The organism is Flavonifractor porci (genome assembly GCF_037572415.1).
GTDB lineage: Bacteria > Bacillota > Clostridia > Oscillospirales > Oscillospiraceae > Flavonifractor > Flavonifractor porci.
Map to the genome: position 1 here is coordinate 42,501 of NZ_JBBHLB010000017.1, position 14,849 is coordinate 57,349.

Genomic DNA, 14,849 nt, shown 5'->3' on the forward strand with positions numbered 1-14,849 from the left:
TTTTGCTGAATTTGAGGTATTGGAGGTAATTCCCATGGCTTATCGTGATGTATATGAGAAGTGGCTCAACAGTCCCGCCCTCAGCGAGGCTGAAAAGGAGGAACTGCGTTCCATCTCCGGCGACGAGAAGGAAATCGAGAGCCGCTTTTTTGCTCCTCTGGAGTTTGGTACCGCCGGTCTGCGCGGCACTATGTGCGTGGGCCTGCATCAGATGAATATCCACGTCATCCGCCACGCCACTCAGGCTTTTGCCGAGGTCATTAAGGCGGAGGGCCCCGAGGCGGTGGAGCGGGGCGTTGCCATCTGCTACGACTGCCGCAACCACTCCGACGACTTTGCCCGTGAGACCGCCTGCGTTATGGCGGGCAACGGCATCAAGGTCCGTCTGTTCGACGCCATGCGTCCCACCCCTGAGGTGTCCTTTGCCGTCCGGGAGTATCGCTGCATTGCCGGCGTCAACGTGACCGCCAGCCACAATCCCAAGGAGTACAACGGCTACAAGGTCTACTGGCAGGACGGCGCTCAGCTGCCCCCCCACCACGCCTCCGCCATTGCCGCCAAGATGGAGGAGCTGGACCTGTTTGACTCCATCCAGCGCATGGACTATGACGAGGCGGTTAAGGCCGGCCTCATCACCCTCATGGGCGAGGAGACCGACGAGAAGTTCCTGGCCAATGTGATGGGCCAGGTCAACGACAAGGCCGCTGTGGAGAAGGTGGCCGATACCTTTAAGATGGTGTACACCCCCTTCCACGGCACCGGCTATAAGCTGATCCCCGAGGCGCTGAAGCGTCTGGGCATGAAGCACGTCATCTGCGTCCCTGAGCAAATGGTCATTGACGGCAACTTCCCCACCGTGGTCTCCCCCAACCCGGAGAATCCCGAGGGCTTCTACCTGGCTGTGGATCTGGCCAAGAAGGAAGGGGCCGACTTCATTCTGGGCTCCGACCCCGACGCCGACCGTGTGGGTATCATGGTGCGCAACGATCAGGGCGAGTACATCACCATCTCCGGCAACCAGACTGGTGTGCTGCTGCTGGACTACCTGATCGGCGCCAAGCAGCGCACCGGCAAGATGCCGGACAAGCCGGTGGCCCTCAAGACCATCGTCACCACCGAGATGGCCCGCAAGGTGGCCGAGACCAACGGCGTCACCTGCTGCGATACCTTTACCGGCTTTAAGTTTATGGCCGAGAAGAAGAATGCGCTGGAGGCCGCCGGAGAGGGTAAGGTGATCTTTGCCTATGAGGAGAGTTACGGCTATATGCTGGGCGACTACGTCCGGGATAAGGACGCCGTCACCGCCGCCCTCTCCCTTACCGAGATGGCCGCCTGGTACGCCGGACAGGGCATGACCCTGTACGACGCCCTCCAGCAGTGCTATGAGAAGTACGGCTTCTACGGCGAGAAGACCCTGAACCTGGTGATGCCCGGTCTGGACGGCCTGAAGAAGATGGCCGACCTGATGGCGGGTCTGCGGGAGCACCCCCCGGTGGAGATTGCCGGCGTAGCAGTGAAGCAGCAGAAGGACTACAGGGACGGCTCTGTGGTCAGCGTGGCTGACGGCAGTAAGAGCACCATGGAACTTTCCGGCTCCAACGTGCTGCGCTACGAGATGGCCGACGGCACCAGCCTCATCGTCCGTCCCTCCGGCACCGAGCCCAAGGTCAAGGTGTATGTCCTGGCCAACGGCGCTACCAAGGCGGAGGCCGATGAGAAGGTGGCCAAGTATGCTGCCTGGGCGGAAAGCCTGAAGGGCTGATTCCTGTGTAAAAGGCCGTTCCGTTTCAAGGGACGCCTGTAAAAGGAAAGTAGACACTCACAAAAATGTGAGTGTCTACTTTTTTCATAATAAGATAAAGAAAACGGCAACTCATACACCGGGCTGTATAGCAGCAAATCGCCGACGCCAGATGGAACAGCTACGCCGCTTCAAGCGACCCCGGTGCAGAAGCATGGGAGGTCAAATCAAGCTGACGGGGCTGTGTCGGGGACCACCTACAAAAAGTATCCCGCTCAAGGGCATCACCGCCTGATATCGGATGCCCTTTTGGAAACCGGCTGGTTGCTTTCTCACAACCTGGTACACGTCTCAGCATTCCCAGTCACTTGATACGCCTATCATATTTGCAAAAGAAATAGAGTCTCAGCCCTCCAGCTTGTCCACCCTGCGCTGGTGGCGGCCGCCTTCAAACTCTGTATTGAGGAAGGCGTCCAGGATCTTGTCAGCCATGTTGTTGCCGATGAGACCGCCGCCCATAGCCAGCATATTGGCGTTGTTGTGCCGACGAGTCATCTCGGCGGACAGGGGCTCGCTGCACAGGGCGCAGCGGATACCCTTCACCTTGTTGGCGGCAATGGAGATGCCGATGCCGGTGGTGCAGATGACGATGCCCCGGTCACATTCGCCAGAGGCCACCGCCTCAGCCGCCGCCCGGCCGAAGTCGGGATAGTCGCAGCTGTCAGATGTGTAGCAGCCGTAATCCTTGTAGGCCAGCTGATGCTGGTCCAGATAGTCCATGACGTGGCGCTTGAGGGCCAGTCCTCCGTGGTCAGAACCCAGTGCGATCATGATATGACTCCTCCTTACAATGTGTGGAATACTGGTTTGCGCTTTTCATAGGTCGCCAGATAGCGGAACCCCGCCTCTGCCAACAGGCCGCAGGCCTCCAAACAGCCCTTGCCCACCCCGTCGGTGGTGTGGGCGTCTGAGCCGATGGTGACAATCTCACCGCCGCAGGCCTTGAACCGTCGGAGCACCGGCAGCCACTCCTTCAGTGTGCGGCCCCGCCAGGTGTTGATCTCGATGCCCCGGCCCCGTTCCGCCGCTGCCCGGAAGATGCCGTCCAGGTCGTCGTGGTAGCGGTCCAGGGAGATGGGGTGATCCATATAGCGCAGGGGGTAGATGATATGGCTGAGCACATCGTAGAAATCAGTGACTGCCAGCTGTGCCATGGAAGCAAAATAATCATCCAGCGCAGCATAGCAGGCTGCGGGATCAGGGTACTCCACGTAGTAGAAGTCGGTCCCCCCCTTTTCGGGGCGCAGGTTGTGGATCGATCCCAGTACAAAATCCAGCTCCGGCTGGTCCAGAATGGTGCGGCTCAGTTCCGGATTCAGGTGGGCCATGCCGAACTCCAGGCCCAGGCGGATGGTCAGCTTGCCGGCATAGCGGGGGGCGGTCTGGGCGTACTGCTTCAGAGCGGGGGGCCAGTCGTAGTGGTCCACCGGCTCGCCATAGAGTTCCAGCAGGTCGCAGTGGTCAGTGATGCACAGTTCGTTTAGCCCCGCGGCCACAGCGGCGTCAGCCATTTCAGACAGCGGCACGCTGCCGTCGGGAGAGAGCATGGTGTGGGTATGATAGTCGGTCAGGTACATAATCGAATTGCCTCCAGAGCAGCAATGTGAAAATCCATGTTTGGGGGAATTCATTTCTCCCAAACATACCACGACCCGCGCCACGGGGCGCGAAACCAGGGGCATCAAATCCGCTGTGCCGCTTGCGGCGCGGCGGATTTGCATCTAGGGGTTCGGAGACGCCGGGGGTGTTTCCGATCAGAATTCCGCAAAGCCACATCTATAGAGTTGGATCCCTCTGGATATTAAAACGGCCAGGCGGGGAACCACTTTAAGATGCAGGTTCCATACCAGCTGGGATAGGTGAGGCCCACCAGCACCGGATAGAACAGAGCGTACAATGCCGCCGCGCCGCCGGTGACAGCATACATGGCCGGTTTCCAACGGACCATTTCTTCCTTCTTGGACAGGGTGTAGAATACATAGCACAGAGCCAGGATGAGGAAGAGCACCGAGGGGAAGTAGTGGTAGGCGAAGGTGATACGACCGATGAAGAACCAGGGCACCAGCTGGGCCAGATAGCCGATGAGAATGAACAATGCAATGGGGGAGGACTGCTGGAAGGCGCGGCTGACAAACCAGCCCAGAGCCAGATAGAGCACCAGCAGGGCCACGATGAGTACCAGGCAGAGCAGTCGGGTCTGGGTATCGGTCTCCGGGTCAAACACGCCGGTGACCCAGGCGGCGGAGACGGCCCCGCCCAGTCCGGAGAGGCCAAAGAAGGTCAGCTTGGCCCACAGGGGACGGAAGGCCTGGGCGGCGCACACCAGCATGGCCACCAGACCGCCCCAACAAACCACAGGATTGAGGAAGGCAGCAAAGCGGGTGGTGACCCCGGACACGGAATTGTCCATATAGTACAGGATGGGCCGGGCATTGACCAGCCACTCGTACCACCGGGAGGAGTAGGGGTGGGCAGAAGTGACGCCGTTGTGGTAGGAGAGCATATATTTCTGGTTCTCCCACATCTCGCTGAACAGGTTCCCCAGAGACAGATCCCCGGAAGCCGTGGCGTAGGGCAGATAGGACAGTATGTAGATGATAACGGGGATGATGGCAAAGGCCAGCACAGAGAAGGCCAGGATTTTTACCGTCCAGCCTGCCCGCTCATGGCGCTCCTCCTCCGGCCAGCGGCGCAGCTTGACCACCAGACCGATGAAATAGAGGGCCACCAGTCCGGTGCAGCCGTAGATCACCGTCCACTTGGAGGCGGCGCCGATGCCCCAGAACAGCCCCGACAGGAAGAGGGGCAGGGCACACTGCTGGAAGGAGGCGCCGTCGGGCAGGGTCAGATACCGGTACAGGAAATAGTACATCAGAAGAATAAAGAGGAACGCGTAGGTGTCGATGGTAGCCAGCCTGGTCTGGGTCAGGTGCATGAAATCCACCGCCAGCAGAATGGTGCCGCAGGTGGCAATGGAGGTACGGCCAAAGAGGTTTTTCAAAAACAGGTAGAGCAGAGGCACCATAACCACGCCGAGGAGGGTGCCCATGAAACGCCAGCCGAAGGGAGTCATGCCGAACAGGGAGATACCCACGCTCATAATCAGCTTGCCCAGAGGGGGGTGGGAGATCTCATAGGGTTCGACATTTCGAAGGTGCTCGTAGGCGGTGCGGGGATGATAGATCTCGTCAAAGTAGGCGGAGTTCTCAAAGGAGATGGTTTCAGGCACCGTGTCCGCCTCGTCAAAGAGGGGATTGGTGCTGTCGCTGACCTGGATGCGGGCTCCGTTTTCATCAAACAGGGCCAGTTCGTTCAGCTCCAGCAGTCCCTTGTTGGCCTGTCCTGTAATCCGGATATAGCGGATATACTGTGGGTTATCAAACGTAATCTCATTCCATTTGAACAACTGGTTGTAATTCTGAGTCATGGCATAGCTGGAGCCGTAGCCGGCGCCGTCGGCCCAGTAGTAACCGGTGATCTCGTCAGGATCGTCGGCATTGTCCTTCCGCTGCCACAGAGACAGCCAGTTCATACCGTCAGCAGAGATCTCCACCTGGTATTTACCGGTACCCAGACCGGAAAAATACCACAGCTTGGAAACCAACAGCTCCTCCTCCTGGATGAGGAAGGTTTCCGATTTACCGCTGCCAAAGTCCCACGGATTCTGAGGTGCAGTGGCAGAGCCCAGGTTGAAGAAGGCGGTAAAAGCATAGAGAATGGTGATGAGCACCATGGGGATGGCATCCTTTTTCACCAGGGGATGCCGCCGCCCCGCAAAGGTAAAGGGTCTCTTTTCCGGGAGCGGAGCCAACTGCTGTGCCAGAGGGGCCCGCATGGTCTGAGCATACCACAGGAAAAAGCTCAGCAGCGCCGCAATGGTCAGGATGGGAAAGAGATAGACGATGTATCGAATAGGTCCCATAGGAGCACCTCACAGACAAAATAAGAGGACGAGTTACCGTGTACTCGTCCTCTTATTTTATTTCTTCTTCTTGCGTTTGTCAAAGAAAGATTTTACGCTGTCCGCCGAACTGGCTGGAATCTCGCCCATGGCTTCGCCATAGGCACGCAGCGCCTCCTTCTGCTCCTTCGTCAGGTCGGTGGGGACCTGTACCTTGACGGTGACATACTGATCGCCCCGGCCCCGTCCGTTGACGGAGGGGATGCCCTTGCCCCGCAGGCGGAAGGTAGTGCCCGGCTGGGTACCGGCAGGCAGGTTCCACTTCACCTTGCCGTCAATGGTGGGGATCTCCAGCTCGGCGCCCAGGGTTGCCTGAAGGAATGTGACCGGGTGCTCCAGGAACACCGATGTACCGTCCCGCTTGAAGAACTCATGGGGGCGGACGGTGACGCTGATGAGCAGGTCGCCGGCGGGACCGCCGTTGCGGCCCGCGCCGCCCTGCCCCCGGAGGGAGACGGCCTGGCCGTTGTCGATACCGGCGGGGATGCTGACGGTGATCTTGCGCTGCTTGCGCACATTGCCGGTGCCGCCGCAGTCCTTACAGGGCTGGTGAATGATCTTGCCCTTGCCGCCGCACTTGGGGCAGGTGGTGGTGGTGGCGAAGGTAAAGGCTCCGCCGCCCCGCTGGATGCGGATGGTGCCGCTGCCGTGGCAGTCGGGACAGACCTCCGCCGTGGTACCAGGGGCACAGCCGGTGCCCTTACAGGAATCACAGCTCTCGGTGCGGTTGAGGGTGATCTCCTTCTCGCAGCCGAAGGCGGCCTCCTCAAAACTGATGGTCACCGAGGCCCGCAGGGTCTCGCCCTTCATGGGGCCGTTGGCCCGGCGGCTGCCGCCGCCGCCGAAGCCGCCGCCAAAGAAGGAGCCGAAAATATCGCCCAGGTCGATATCGCCCATATCGAAGCCGCCGAAGCCGCCGCCGAAGCCGCCGGCCCCGAAGTTGGGGTCCACGCCGGCATGGCCGAACTGGTCGTACTTGGCACGCTTTTCCTTGTCGGAGAGGACCTCATAGGCCTCGTTGACCTCTTTAAACTTGGCCTCGGCCTCTTTGTCGCCGGGGTTCAGGTCGGGGTGGTATTTCTTGGCCAGCTTGCGGTAGGCCTTTTTCAGCTCGTCCTCGCTGGCGGTTTTGGCAACGCCCAGGACTTCGTAATAATCTCGTTTCTGTTCAGGCATAGGTGTTCACCTCTGTTTCAAAGTGGAGCGTGGAAAGTGAAGTGTAAGAGCAGTCCTCCACGATCCACCGTTTGGAAGAAAACGGAACGCCACACAGGCGGGGGACAAGCCCCCGCCCGCGGCGTTTTCCTATTTGATTACTTCTGATCGTCGTCCACGACCTGATAATCAGCATCCACCACATTGGGGTCGGTGTTGCAGGAGCCGCAGTCACCGCCGGCGCAGCCGCCCATGTCGGGGCCGGCCTGGCCGCCCTGAGGATTGGCCTGCTGATACATCTTCTCAGCGATGGGGTAGAAGGCCTTGGAAGCCTCCTCGGTGGCGGTCTTAATGGCCTCAATGTCGGTGCCCTTCATGGCATCCTTCAGCTTGTTGAGGGCGGCCTCCACGTTGGCCTTGTCGCCGGCGTCGATCTTGTCCTTGGCGTCCTCCAGGGCCTTCTCGGTCTGGTAGATCACCTGGTCGGCCTGGTTGCGCACGTCAACCTCTTCCTTGCGCTTGGCGTCCTCGGCGGCAAACTGCTCGGCCTCGCGGACGGCCTTGTCGATGTCCTCCTTGGACATGTTGGTGGAGGAGGTGATGGTGATGTGCTGCTCCTTGCCGGTGCCCAGATCCTTGGCGGACACGTTCACGATGCCGTTGGCGTCGATGTCGAAGGTGACCTCGATCTGAGGCACGCCGCGGCGGGCGGGAGCAATGCCGTCCAGGTTGAAGCGTCCCAGGGTCTTGTTGTACTGAGCCATCTCACGCTCGCCCTGCAGCACGTGGACCTCAACGGAGGTCTGGTTGTCGGCGGCGGTGGTGAACACCTGGCTCTTCTTGGCGGGGATGGTGGTGTTGCGCTCGATGAGCTTGGTCATGACGCCGCCCATGGTCTCGATGCCCAGGGACAGAGGAGTCACGTCCAGCAGCAGCAGGCCCTTCACGTCGCCCACCAGAACGCCGCCCTGGAGAGCAGCGCCGATGGCCACGCACTCGTCGGGGTTGATGCCCTTGAAGCCTTCCTTCCCGGTCAGCTTCTTGACCATGTCCTGCACGGCGGGGATACGGCTGGAGCCGCCCACCAGCAGCACCTTGGACAGCTCGCCGGAACTCAGGCCGGCGTCGCTCATGGCCTGACGGACGGGGCCGGCGGTGGCTTCCACCAGAGAGGCGGTCAGCTGGTCGAACTTGGCGCGGGTCAGGGTCAGGTCCAGATGCTTGGGGCCGGTGGCGTCAGCGGTGATATAGGGCAGGTTGATGTTGGTGGAGGTCACGCCGGACAGCTCGATCTTGGCCTTCTCAGCAGCCTCCTTCAGGCGCTGCATGGCAACCTTGTCGCCGGTCAGGTCGATGCCGGTGTCCTTCTTGAACTCAGCGGCCATCCAGTCCATGACGGCCTTGTCGAAGTCGTCGCCGCCCAGACGGTTGTTACCAGCGGTGGCCAGCACCTCGATGACGCCGTCGCCAACCTCCAGCACGGACACATCGAAGGTACCGCCGCCCAGGTCGTATACCATGATCTTCTGGTCGGTCTCCTTGTCCACGCCGTAGGCCAGAGCGGCGGCGGTGGGCTCGTTGATGATACGCTTCACGTCCAGACCGGCGATGCGGCCGGCGTCCTTGGTGGCCTGACGCTGAGCGTCGGTGAAGTAAGCAGGAACAGTGATAACAGCCTCAGTGACAGGCTGGCCCAGATAGGCCTCGGCGTCCGCCTTCAGCTTCTGCAGGATCATAGCGGAGATCTCCTGGGGCGTGTAGGCCTTGCCGTCCACGTCCACCTTATAGTTGGAGCCCATCTCACGCTTGATGGACATGATGGTGCGGTCGGGATTGGTGATCGCCTGACGCTTGGCCACCTGGCCCACCATACGCTCGCCGTCCTTGGAGAAGGCCACGACAGAGGGGGTGGTGCGGTTGCCTTCCGCGTTGGCGATAACAACAGCCTCGCCGCCTTCCATAACGGCGACACAAGAGTTGGTCGTACCGAGGTCGATACCGATGATCTTAGACATAATCAATTCCTCCAATATATCGTAAATTGTTTTTTAACGTAGGGAGATGGGCGCACACTGTGCGCCCTGATGTCACGCTTCTCACGCCGCGCGGCCGGGTCGCCTTCCCTGCGTCTCGGGCTGGTCTGTGGGCCGCCTCGCGGCCCTTCGCTCGCCCTCGCTCCGGTCCAGGCTCCCCTGCTCAGCGGTTCAGCGCTTCCTTTTAATTCGCTACCTTGACCATAGAGAACCGGATCACCTTTTCTTCGGTGCGGAAGCCGGCCTGGAATACCTCTACAATGGTGTTCTCCCCGGCGTTCTCGTCCTCCACGTGCATGACGGCATTGTGCAGGTTGGGGTCAAAGGCCTCGCCCAGAGCGGGGATCTCCTGGATGCCCAGCTTGGAGAGGACCTCCTTCAGCTGGGTCATGGTCATCTCCACGCCCTTCTTATAGGCCTCGTCAGCGGTGTCCTGCTTGAGGGCCCGCTCCAGGTTATCGTATACCGGCAGGAAGGCGGCGGCAGTCTCCGCCTTGGAATCGGCCCAGGCAGACTCCTTTTCCTTCTGGCTGCGGCGGCGGTAGTTGTCGTACTCGGCGGCCAGGCGGAGGAATTTATCCTCCTGGTCGGTGAGATTCTGCTTCAGAGCCTCCAGCTCCTCCAACAGAGGATTGGGGGTTTCCTCCGCAGTCTCGGCGGCCTGCACGGTCTGCTCCTCGGGGATGACCTCTTCGGGCTGTTTCTCTTTCTTACTCATGGGATGCACTCATCTCCTATTTATGATCGTCGCTGCCGCCCGGCAGCTCGCCCTGCCCGAACAGCCGGGTCAGTCCCTCGGCCAGATAGGAAAGGCGGGCGGTTATTTTGGCATAATCCATACGGGTGGGTCCCACCACACCGATGACACCCCGCATTCCGTCGCCAATGTCGTAGCTGGCTACCACCACGCTGGTATCCTTCAATGCGTCGGCCACGTTTTCCGGGCCGATGAGGATCTTCATGGAGGCGTCCTTGGGTACAGGGAAGCGGGCGGGATCGGCATCCTCGGAGAGGTAGCTCAGCAGAGGCTGGGCCCGCTCCAAAGAGCGGTACTCAGGCAGCTCCAGCAGATGGGCGATGCCCGAGGTGTGGACGGTGCGCTGCTCCAGACTCTCCAGCACCTCCATCGCGAAGGAAACCACCAGGGAGATGAGCCCGTAGGCCTCTCCTGCGGCGTGCTGGGCCACCCGCATCAGCTCCGGCGTGATCTCATCCAGAGGCAGGCCGGTAAAAGTGGCGTTGAGCAAGGTGTTGAGCATTTGCAGCTGAGCCTCCGTCAAATCGGAGGGCAGGCGGATCAATCGGTTTCGCACGACATTGGTGTCGGTCATCACTACGATGATAAAGGCGTTGCGTTCCACCATCAGAAGGTCAAACCGGCGGATGGTTACCCGGCTCATGCCGGAGGACAGAGCAAAGGCGGGGTAGTTGGTCAGCTGGGATACCACCCGGCCGGCCTGATCCAGTACCCGGTCCAGCTCCTGCATCTTCAGGCGCAGGGCCTGATTGATGCGTTGGGTCTCCTGAAGGGAGAGCTTGTGCTCCTCCATCAGTTCGTTGACGTAGAACCGATATCCCTTGGGAGAGGGGATGCGTCCGGCGGAGGTATGGGGCTTTTCCAGCAGCCCCAGAGTCTCCAGATCCGCCATCTCGTTGCGGATGGTGGCCGAGGAGATCTCCATGCCGATGGAAGAGGCAATGGCCTTGGACCCCACCGGCTCCGCGGACTGAATGTAACTTTCGATGATGGCGCGCAGGATTCGTTTTTTGCGTTCCGTCAAATCCATGGCAGCCACCTCACTTTCGTTTTAGCACTCATACTACCTGAGTGCTAAAGATAATGTAGCACCGTCCGGGAAAAAAGTCAATAGGCAGGGTTGTAAATTAAATGTGAACGGGAAAAAGATAGCAGAGGAGGGGGCAGATTGCAAACGGACGGCGGTTGACGTGGGGACCGTTCAATGGTATTCTATCCAATAAGGAGAAAGACTTGCAAACAGGAGGGAGTACCCCATGGACAAAACGGTGCCCGTGGAGATCATTGACTACGAAGAGCGCTACAAACAGGACCTGGAGGATATCTCTCTGCCCTGGCTGCTGGAGTATGACCTGCTGGAGCCGGTGGATCTGGAGATGCTGGCTGATCCACACCGGTTTATTGCTGGAGGCGGCCGGGTGTTGTTGGCCCGCTGCGGCCGAGAGATCGTGGGCATGGTGATGCTGGAGCTCCAGGGCGACGGTGTGTGCGAGGCCTTGAAATTCGGCGTCAAAGAGGAGTATCGGGAGCGGGGTATCGGTACCGCACTGATGGAGGCGGTGATCCAGGCCGCCCGGGACGCGGGACAAAAGACCATCGTGATCACCTCCAACCACAAGCTGAAAGCCGCCCTGCGGATCTATGAGAAGCTGGGATTTGAATACGTCACGTATTCTGACAAATGGTTTCAACTGTCTGATATTAGAATGGAACGGGAATTATAAGAAAAGGACGCGCCTGCGGCGCGTCCTTTTTGATTCAGTCAGCAAATTCATAGACCGCCCCGGTGGTAAAACGGTGGAGCCTGTCTCCCAGCTCCTCCTCCAGCAGGGCGTAAGCGGGATCTCCGGTGCAGTGGCCGGTGTAGATATCCTGTACCTTTAAATCATCCCGCAGGGCGGCGGCGATGGAGCGTACCTTTTCCGGTGAGGGGCCCAGGGTGGATACCCCCTCCTTGCCCATCAGGTGGAAGCCTCCCAATACCGCACGGATCGGGGTGCCGGGGAACTGTTCGGAGAGCTGGGTGAGGATTTTCACCACTCCGGCGTGGCAGCAGGAGTTGAGGACCACCAGCCCTTCCGAGGTCTCAGCCACCAGGGACTGCTCGTGCTTCACCCGGTCAGGGATCAGGTGGAGGCCCTCCGCCAGATCCCGGGGCCCCTCCGCCAGATCAATGCGCTTCTCATGCCGGCGGAACATCCCCATGTTGATGCCGATGTACTCCTTCTCCGCCCAGATCTCCGGGTCAATAATCCGGGGCCGGGCGTAAACGGAGGCAGAGGGATTGATGGCGAAGAAGGCATTGAAGCCTTCGGCGTGGTCATAGTGTCCATGGGACAGAGCGGCCTTATCTACCTTTGAAAGGTCTACCCCCAGCTTGGCGGCGTTGTATACCACCGCGCCGCACTCCCCGGCGTCCAGCAGGTAGCGGCCACCTCGGTATTCTATGTAAAAGGACAGCCCGTGTTCGGAGATCAGCCCATCCCCGGCGGAGTTTTCCATCAGAACGGTGATCTTCATGAGGAGACCTCCTCTTTCACATATTGGGTCACGTCATTGATCCAGGCCCGGGAGCGGAACCGGGGCACACCTACAATAAATTTGGTGATCTGCTCCATAATGACGCCCACATATACCCAGAAGATGCCCCACTTCAGCACCAGACCGAAGAGGGCGGACAGGGGAAGCGCCACCAGCCACAGGGGACACACGTCAATAAGGGAGGCCGCCCGCACGTCGCCGCCGCCCCTGAGCACGCCTACAGTGTTCACCGAGTTGAAGGCCCTCAGGGGGAGACAGACGCCGATCATAGTAAGCATCATGGTGGCGATCTCTCCCGCCATGGGGGACAAATGGAAGAAGGGGTAGACCAGGGTGGGGAAGAAGCTGTGGGTAAAGGTGACCAGCAGTCCGCCGATCACCAGGCCGCAGCACATGGCAAGGGTATTGAGGGTGGCTCCGATCTCGTAGATGTGCTCCCGCCGCCCGGCTCCGATCTCCCGCCCAATGATGATGGCGGTGGTGCCGCCCACGGCGAAGATGGCCACGGTACACAGATCTTCCAGATTGCCCGCCAGAGCCCGGGCGGCCAGGATCTCGGTGGAGTTTTCCATATGGCCCATGACTACCTTGTGCATGGAGGTGCCCAGACCCCACAGAGTCTCGTTGAGGACCACCGGGCCGGAGTAGCGGAAGAATTTTTGGATCAGGGGCCGTCCCGGCCGGAACATGAGGGTGGGTTTGAGCCGGAACCGCTTGTTGATGAGGGCATAGGTCATGGTGATGCCAAACTCCAGGATGCGGGAGAGCAGAGTGGCAAAGGCCGCGCCCTCCACCCCCAGAGCGGGGGCGCCCAGATTACCGAAAATGAACACCCAGTTCAGGAAGGTGTTGGTGGCCATGGAGGTGGCAAAGATGATCATGCCAAGCTTGGGGTTCTCCATGGAGCGGTGGGCGCCCACATACACGCCAGTGAGGCTGTTGAACAGGTAGGAGGGCCCCACAATACGGGCATAGCTGGCGGCCAGCGGGATCAGTTCTTCGTTGTCGGTGAGCAGGCCCATAAGCTGAGTGGGGAAGAAGCACATGACGGCGGCGAACAGAGCGGCAATGGCACCAGCCACATAGCATCCGATGCCAATGACTCGGTTGATGGTATCGGTGTCTTTCTTACCCCAGAACTGGCTGATGAGCACTGAGGAGCCGCTTTGCAGGCCGAAGATCACCAGCTGAATGACAAACACCGGCAGGTTGGCCTGAGCAACGGCGGCCAGCGGGGCTTCTCCTAGACTGCCTACCATAAACGTATCCACCAGACCCAGCAGGGTGGTACACAGATTTTGCAGCAGGATGGGCAGGGCCAACGCAATCACATTGCGATAAAAGGCCCTGCCTCGGTTCATGTAGGAAAACAAATCCTCACCTCATTGCGATCCGAGTCTGTGTGATCTCCGTGAGGGCGTCGGCCAGAGCGTCGGCCTCCTCACAGGTGCTGTCGGGGGAAAAGGAAATACGCAGCACCCCCATCAGGGTGCGTTTGGGCAGGCCCAGGGCGGCAAAGACGTGGCTGGGTTTGCCCTTGTGGCAGGCCGAGCCGGAAGAGACGTAGATACCCCGGTCAGACAGGTCCCGCACCAGCATCTCACTGGGATAGCCGGGCAGAGAAATGGCGCAGATGTGGGGAGCGTCGCCGGGGTTAATGACCTCCAGCCCGGGGACGGCGGAAAATACCTCCAGGGCATGGGCCTTCACTGCCGCCATACGAGCGGGCGCGCCAGAGTCCCAGGCCTCACAGGCGGCGGCCAGAGCGGCCAGCTGGGCGGTGGGCTCGGTGCCGGAGCGCAGACCATTTTCCTGTCCGCCTCCCAGCAGCAGGGGGTTCAGGTCCAGGCCCTTACGGATGTACTGGGCGCCGATACCCTTGGGCGCCCGGATCTTGTGGCCGCTGATGGTGAGCAGGTCTACCCCCAGCTCTTTGGGGGTAAAGGGGACCTTCAAAAAGGCCTGTACCGCGTCGCAGTGGAGCAGGGCGGGGCAGTTGGCGGCCTTAATGGCCTGGGCGGCTTCCGCCACCGGCAGGAGGGTACCCAGTTCATTGTTTACCAGCATCATGGATACCAGTACCGTATCGGGCCGCAGGGCGTCGGCCAGCGCCTGGGTGGATATATGGCCGGACTTGTCCGGCTTTAAGTAGGTGACCTCATAGCCCTGGGTGGCCAGAGCACGCATGGGCTCCAGCACAGCGGAGTGCTCAATGGCGGTGGTGATGATATGCTTCCCAATCCGCTTCCCATGCTCCACGGCAGCCCGGATGGCCCAGTTGTCTCCCTCGGTACCGCAGGAGGTAAAGGTAAGCTCCTCCGGCAGGCAACCCAGCCTGCCCGCTACCACGGCGCGGTACTCCTTTACTTTGGCGGCGGCGGCCTGACCGATGGCATAGCCGGAGGAGGGATTGCCGTAGCCCTCCGTCATGGCCTCATAGGCCGCTTTGACCGCCTGGGGACACACCGGCGTGGTGGCGGCGTTATCGAGATAGATGGACATGAACAGTCACCTCAGACAAAAAAAGTACAGTTTCGCAATTTTTCATTGTAGCCTCCTACAGAGGGAAAGTCAAGGTGGCAGAACCGCTGGAAAACAGAC

General features: G+C 60.2%; 12 protein-coding genes. 2 read left to right on the forward strand and 10 right to left on the reverse strand.

The genetic code is table 11. The annotated features are described in order from the left end of the window. Positions 1-34 precede the first annotated feature (34 nt). Positions 35-1,762: a phospho-sugar mutase gene (locus WHJ28_RS13420; RefSeq protein ID WP_340042569.1), complete on the forward strand. Its 1,728-nt coding sequence runs from the start codon at positions 35-37 to the stop codon at positions 1,760-1,762. Between the two features lie 384 nt (positions 1,763-2,146). On the opposite strand, the gene rpiB is transcribed toward WHJ28_RS13420, so the two are convergent. The 7 genes from rpiB to hrcA all read right to left on the reverse strand — a co-directional run bounded on the left by rpiB (position 2,147) and on the right by hrcA (position 10,737). Then, complete coding sequence (gene rpiB / locus WHJ28_RS13425) at positions 2,147-2,572, reverse strand: ribose 5-phosphate isomerase B (RefSeq protein ID WP_204704678.1); 426 nt, start codon at positions 2,570-2,572, stop codon at positions 2,147-2,149. A 14-nt stretch (positions 2,573-2,586) separates the two neighbouring features. Continuing rightward, on the reverse strand, positions 2,587-3,378 hold the full coding sequence (locus WHJ28_RS13430; RefSeq protein ID WP_340042570.1) for a histidinol-phosphatase HisJ family protein: 792 nt from the start codon (positions 3,376-3,378) through the stop codon (positions 2,587-2,589). Between the two features lie 224 nt (positions 3,379-3,602). Then, on the reverse strand, positions 3,603-5,723 hold the full coding sequence (locus WHJ28_RS13435) for a glycosyltransferase family 39 protein (RefSeq protein WP_340042571.1): 2,121 nt from the start codon (positions 5,721-5,723) through the stop codon (positions 3,603-3,605). A gap of 57 nt (positions 5,724-5,780) precedes the next feature. Further along, complete coding sequence (gene dnaJ / locus WHJ28_RS13440) at positions 5,781-6,938, reverse strand: molecular chaperone DnaJ (RefSeq protein WP_340042572.1); 1,158 nt, start codon at positions 6,936-6,938, stop codon at positions 5,781-5,783. Positions 6,939-7,075: 137 nt separating this feature from the next. Beyond that, a complete protein-coding gene (dnaK, locus tag WHJ28_RS13445) occupies positions 7,076-8,932 on the reverse strand; it encodes a molecular chaperone DnaK (protein WP_340042573.1) in 1,857 nt (618 codons plus the stop codon). 202 nt (positions 8,933-9,134) lie between these two features. Further along, positions 9,135-9,668: a nucleotide exchange factor GrpE gene (gene grpE, locus WHJ28_RS13450; protein WP_340042574.1), complete on the reverse strand. Its 534-nt coding sequence runs from the start codon at positions 9,666-9,668 to the stop codon at positions 9,135-9,137. A gap of 16 nt (positions 9,669-9,684) precedes the next feature. Next, positions 9,685-10,737 carry a heat-inducible transcriptional repressor HrcA gene (gene hrcA, locus WHJ28_RS13455; RefSeq protein WP_340042575.1) on the reverse strand — a complete coding sequence of 351 codons (1,053 nt, stop codon included), beginning with the start codon at positions 10,735-10,737 and terminating at the stop codon, positions 9,685-9,687. Between the two features lie 226 nt (positions 10,738-10,963). Between hrcA and WHJ28_RS13460 the strand changes: the two genes are divergently transcribed. Next, positions 10,964-11,431: a GNAT family N-acetyltransferase gene (locus WHJ28_RS13460; RefSeq protein ID WP_340042576.1), complete on the forward strand. Its 468-nt coding sequence runs from the start codon at positions 10,964-10,966 to the stop codon at positions 11,429-11,431. A gap of 34 nt (positions 11,432-11,465) precedes the next feature. On the opposite strand, the gene WHJ28_RS13465 is transcribed toward WHJ28_RS13460, so the two are convergent. Genes WHJ28_RS13465 through WHJ28_RS13475 form a run of 3 tightly spaced genes read right to left on the reverse strand, consistent with a single transcriptional unit; the run spans position 11,466 to position 14,750 of the window. After that, a complete protein-coding gene (locus WHJ28_RS13465) occupies positions 11,466-12,227 on the reverse strand; it encodes an MBL fold metallo-hydrolase (RefSeq protein ID WP_340042577.1) in 762 nt (253 codons plus the stop codon). Further along, positions 12,224-13,609, reverse strand: a complete 1,386-nt coding sequence (locus tag WHJ28_RS13470; RefSeq protein WP_340042578.1) for an MATE family efflux transporter — start codon at positions 13,607-13,609, stop codon at positions 12,224-12,226. The genes WHJ28_RS13465 and WHJ28_RS13470 overlap by 4 nt, the downstream gene beginning before the upstream one ends. A 16-nt stretch (positions 13,610-13,625) precedes the next feature. Then, on the reverse strand, positions 13,626-14,750 hold the full coding sequence (locus WHJ28_RS13475; protein WP_340042579.1) for a cysteine desulfurase family protein: 1,125 nt from the start codon (positions 14,748-14,750) through the stop codon (positions 13,626-13,628). Positions 14,751-14,849: the final 99 nt, after the last annotated feature.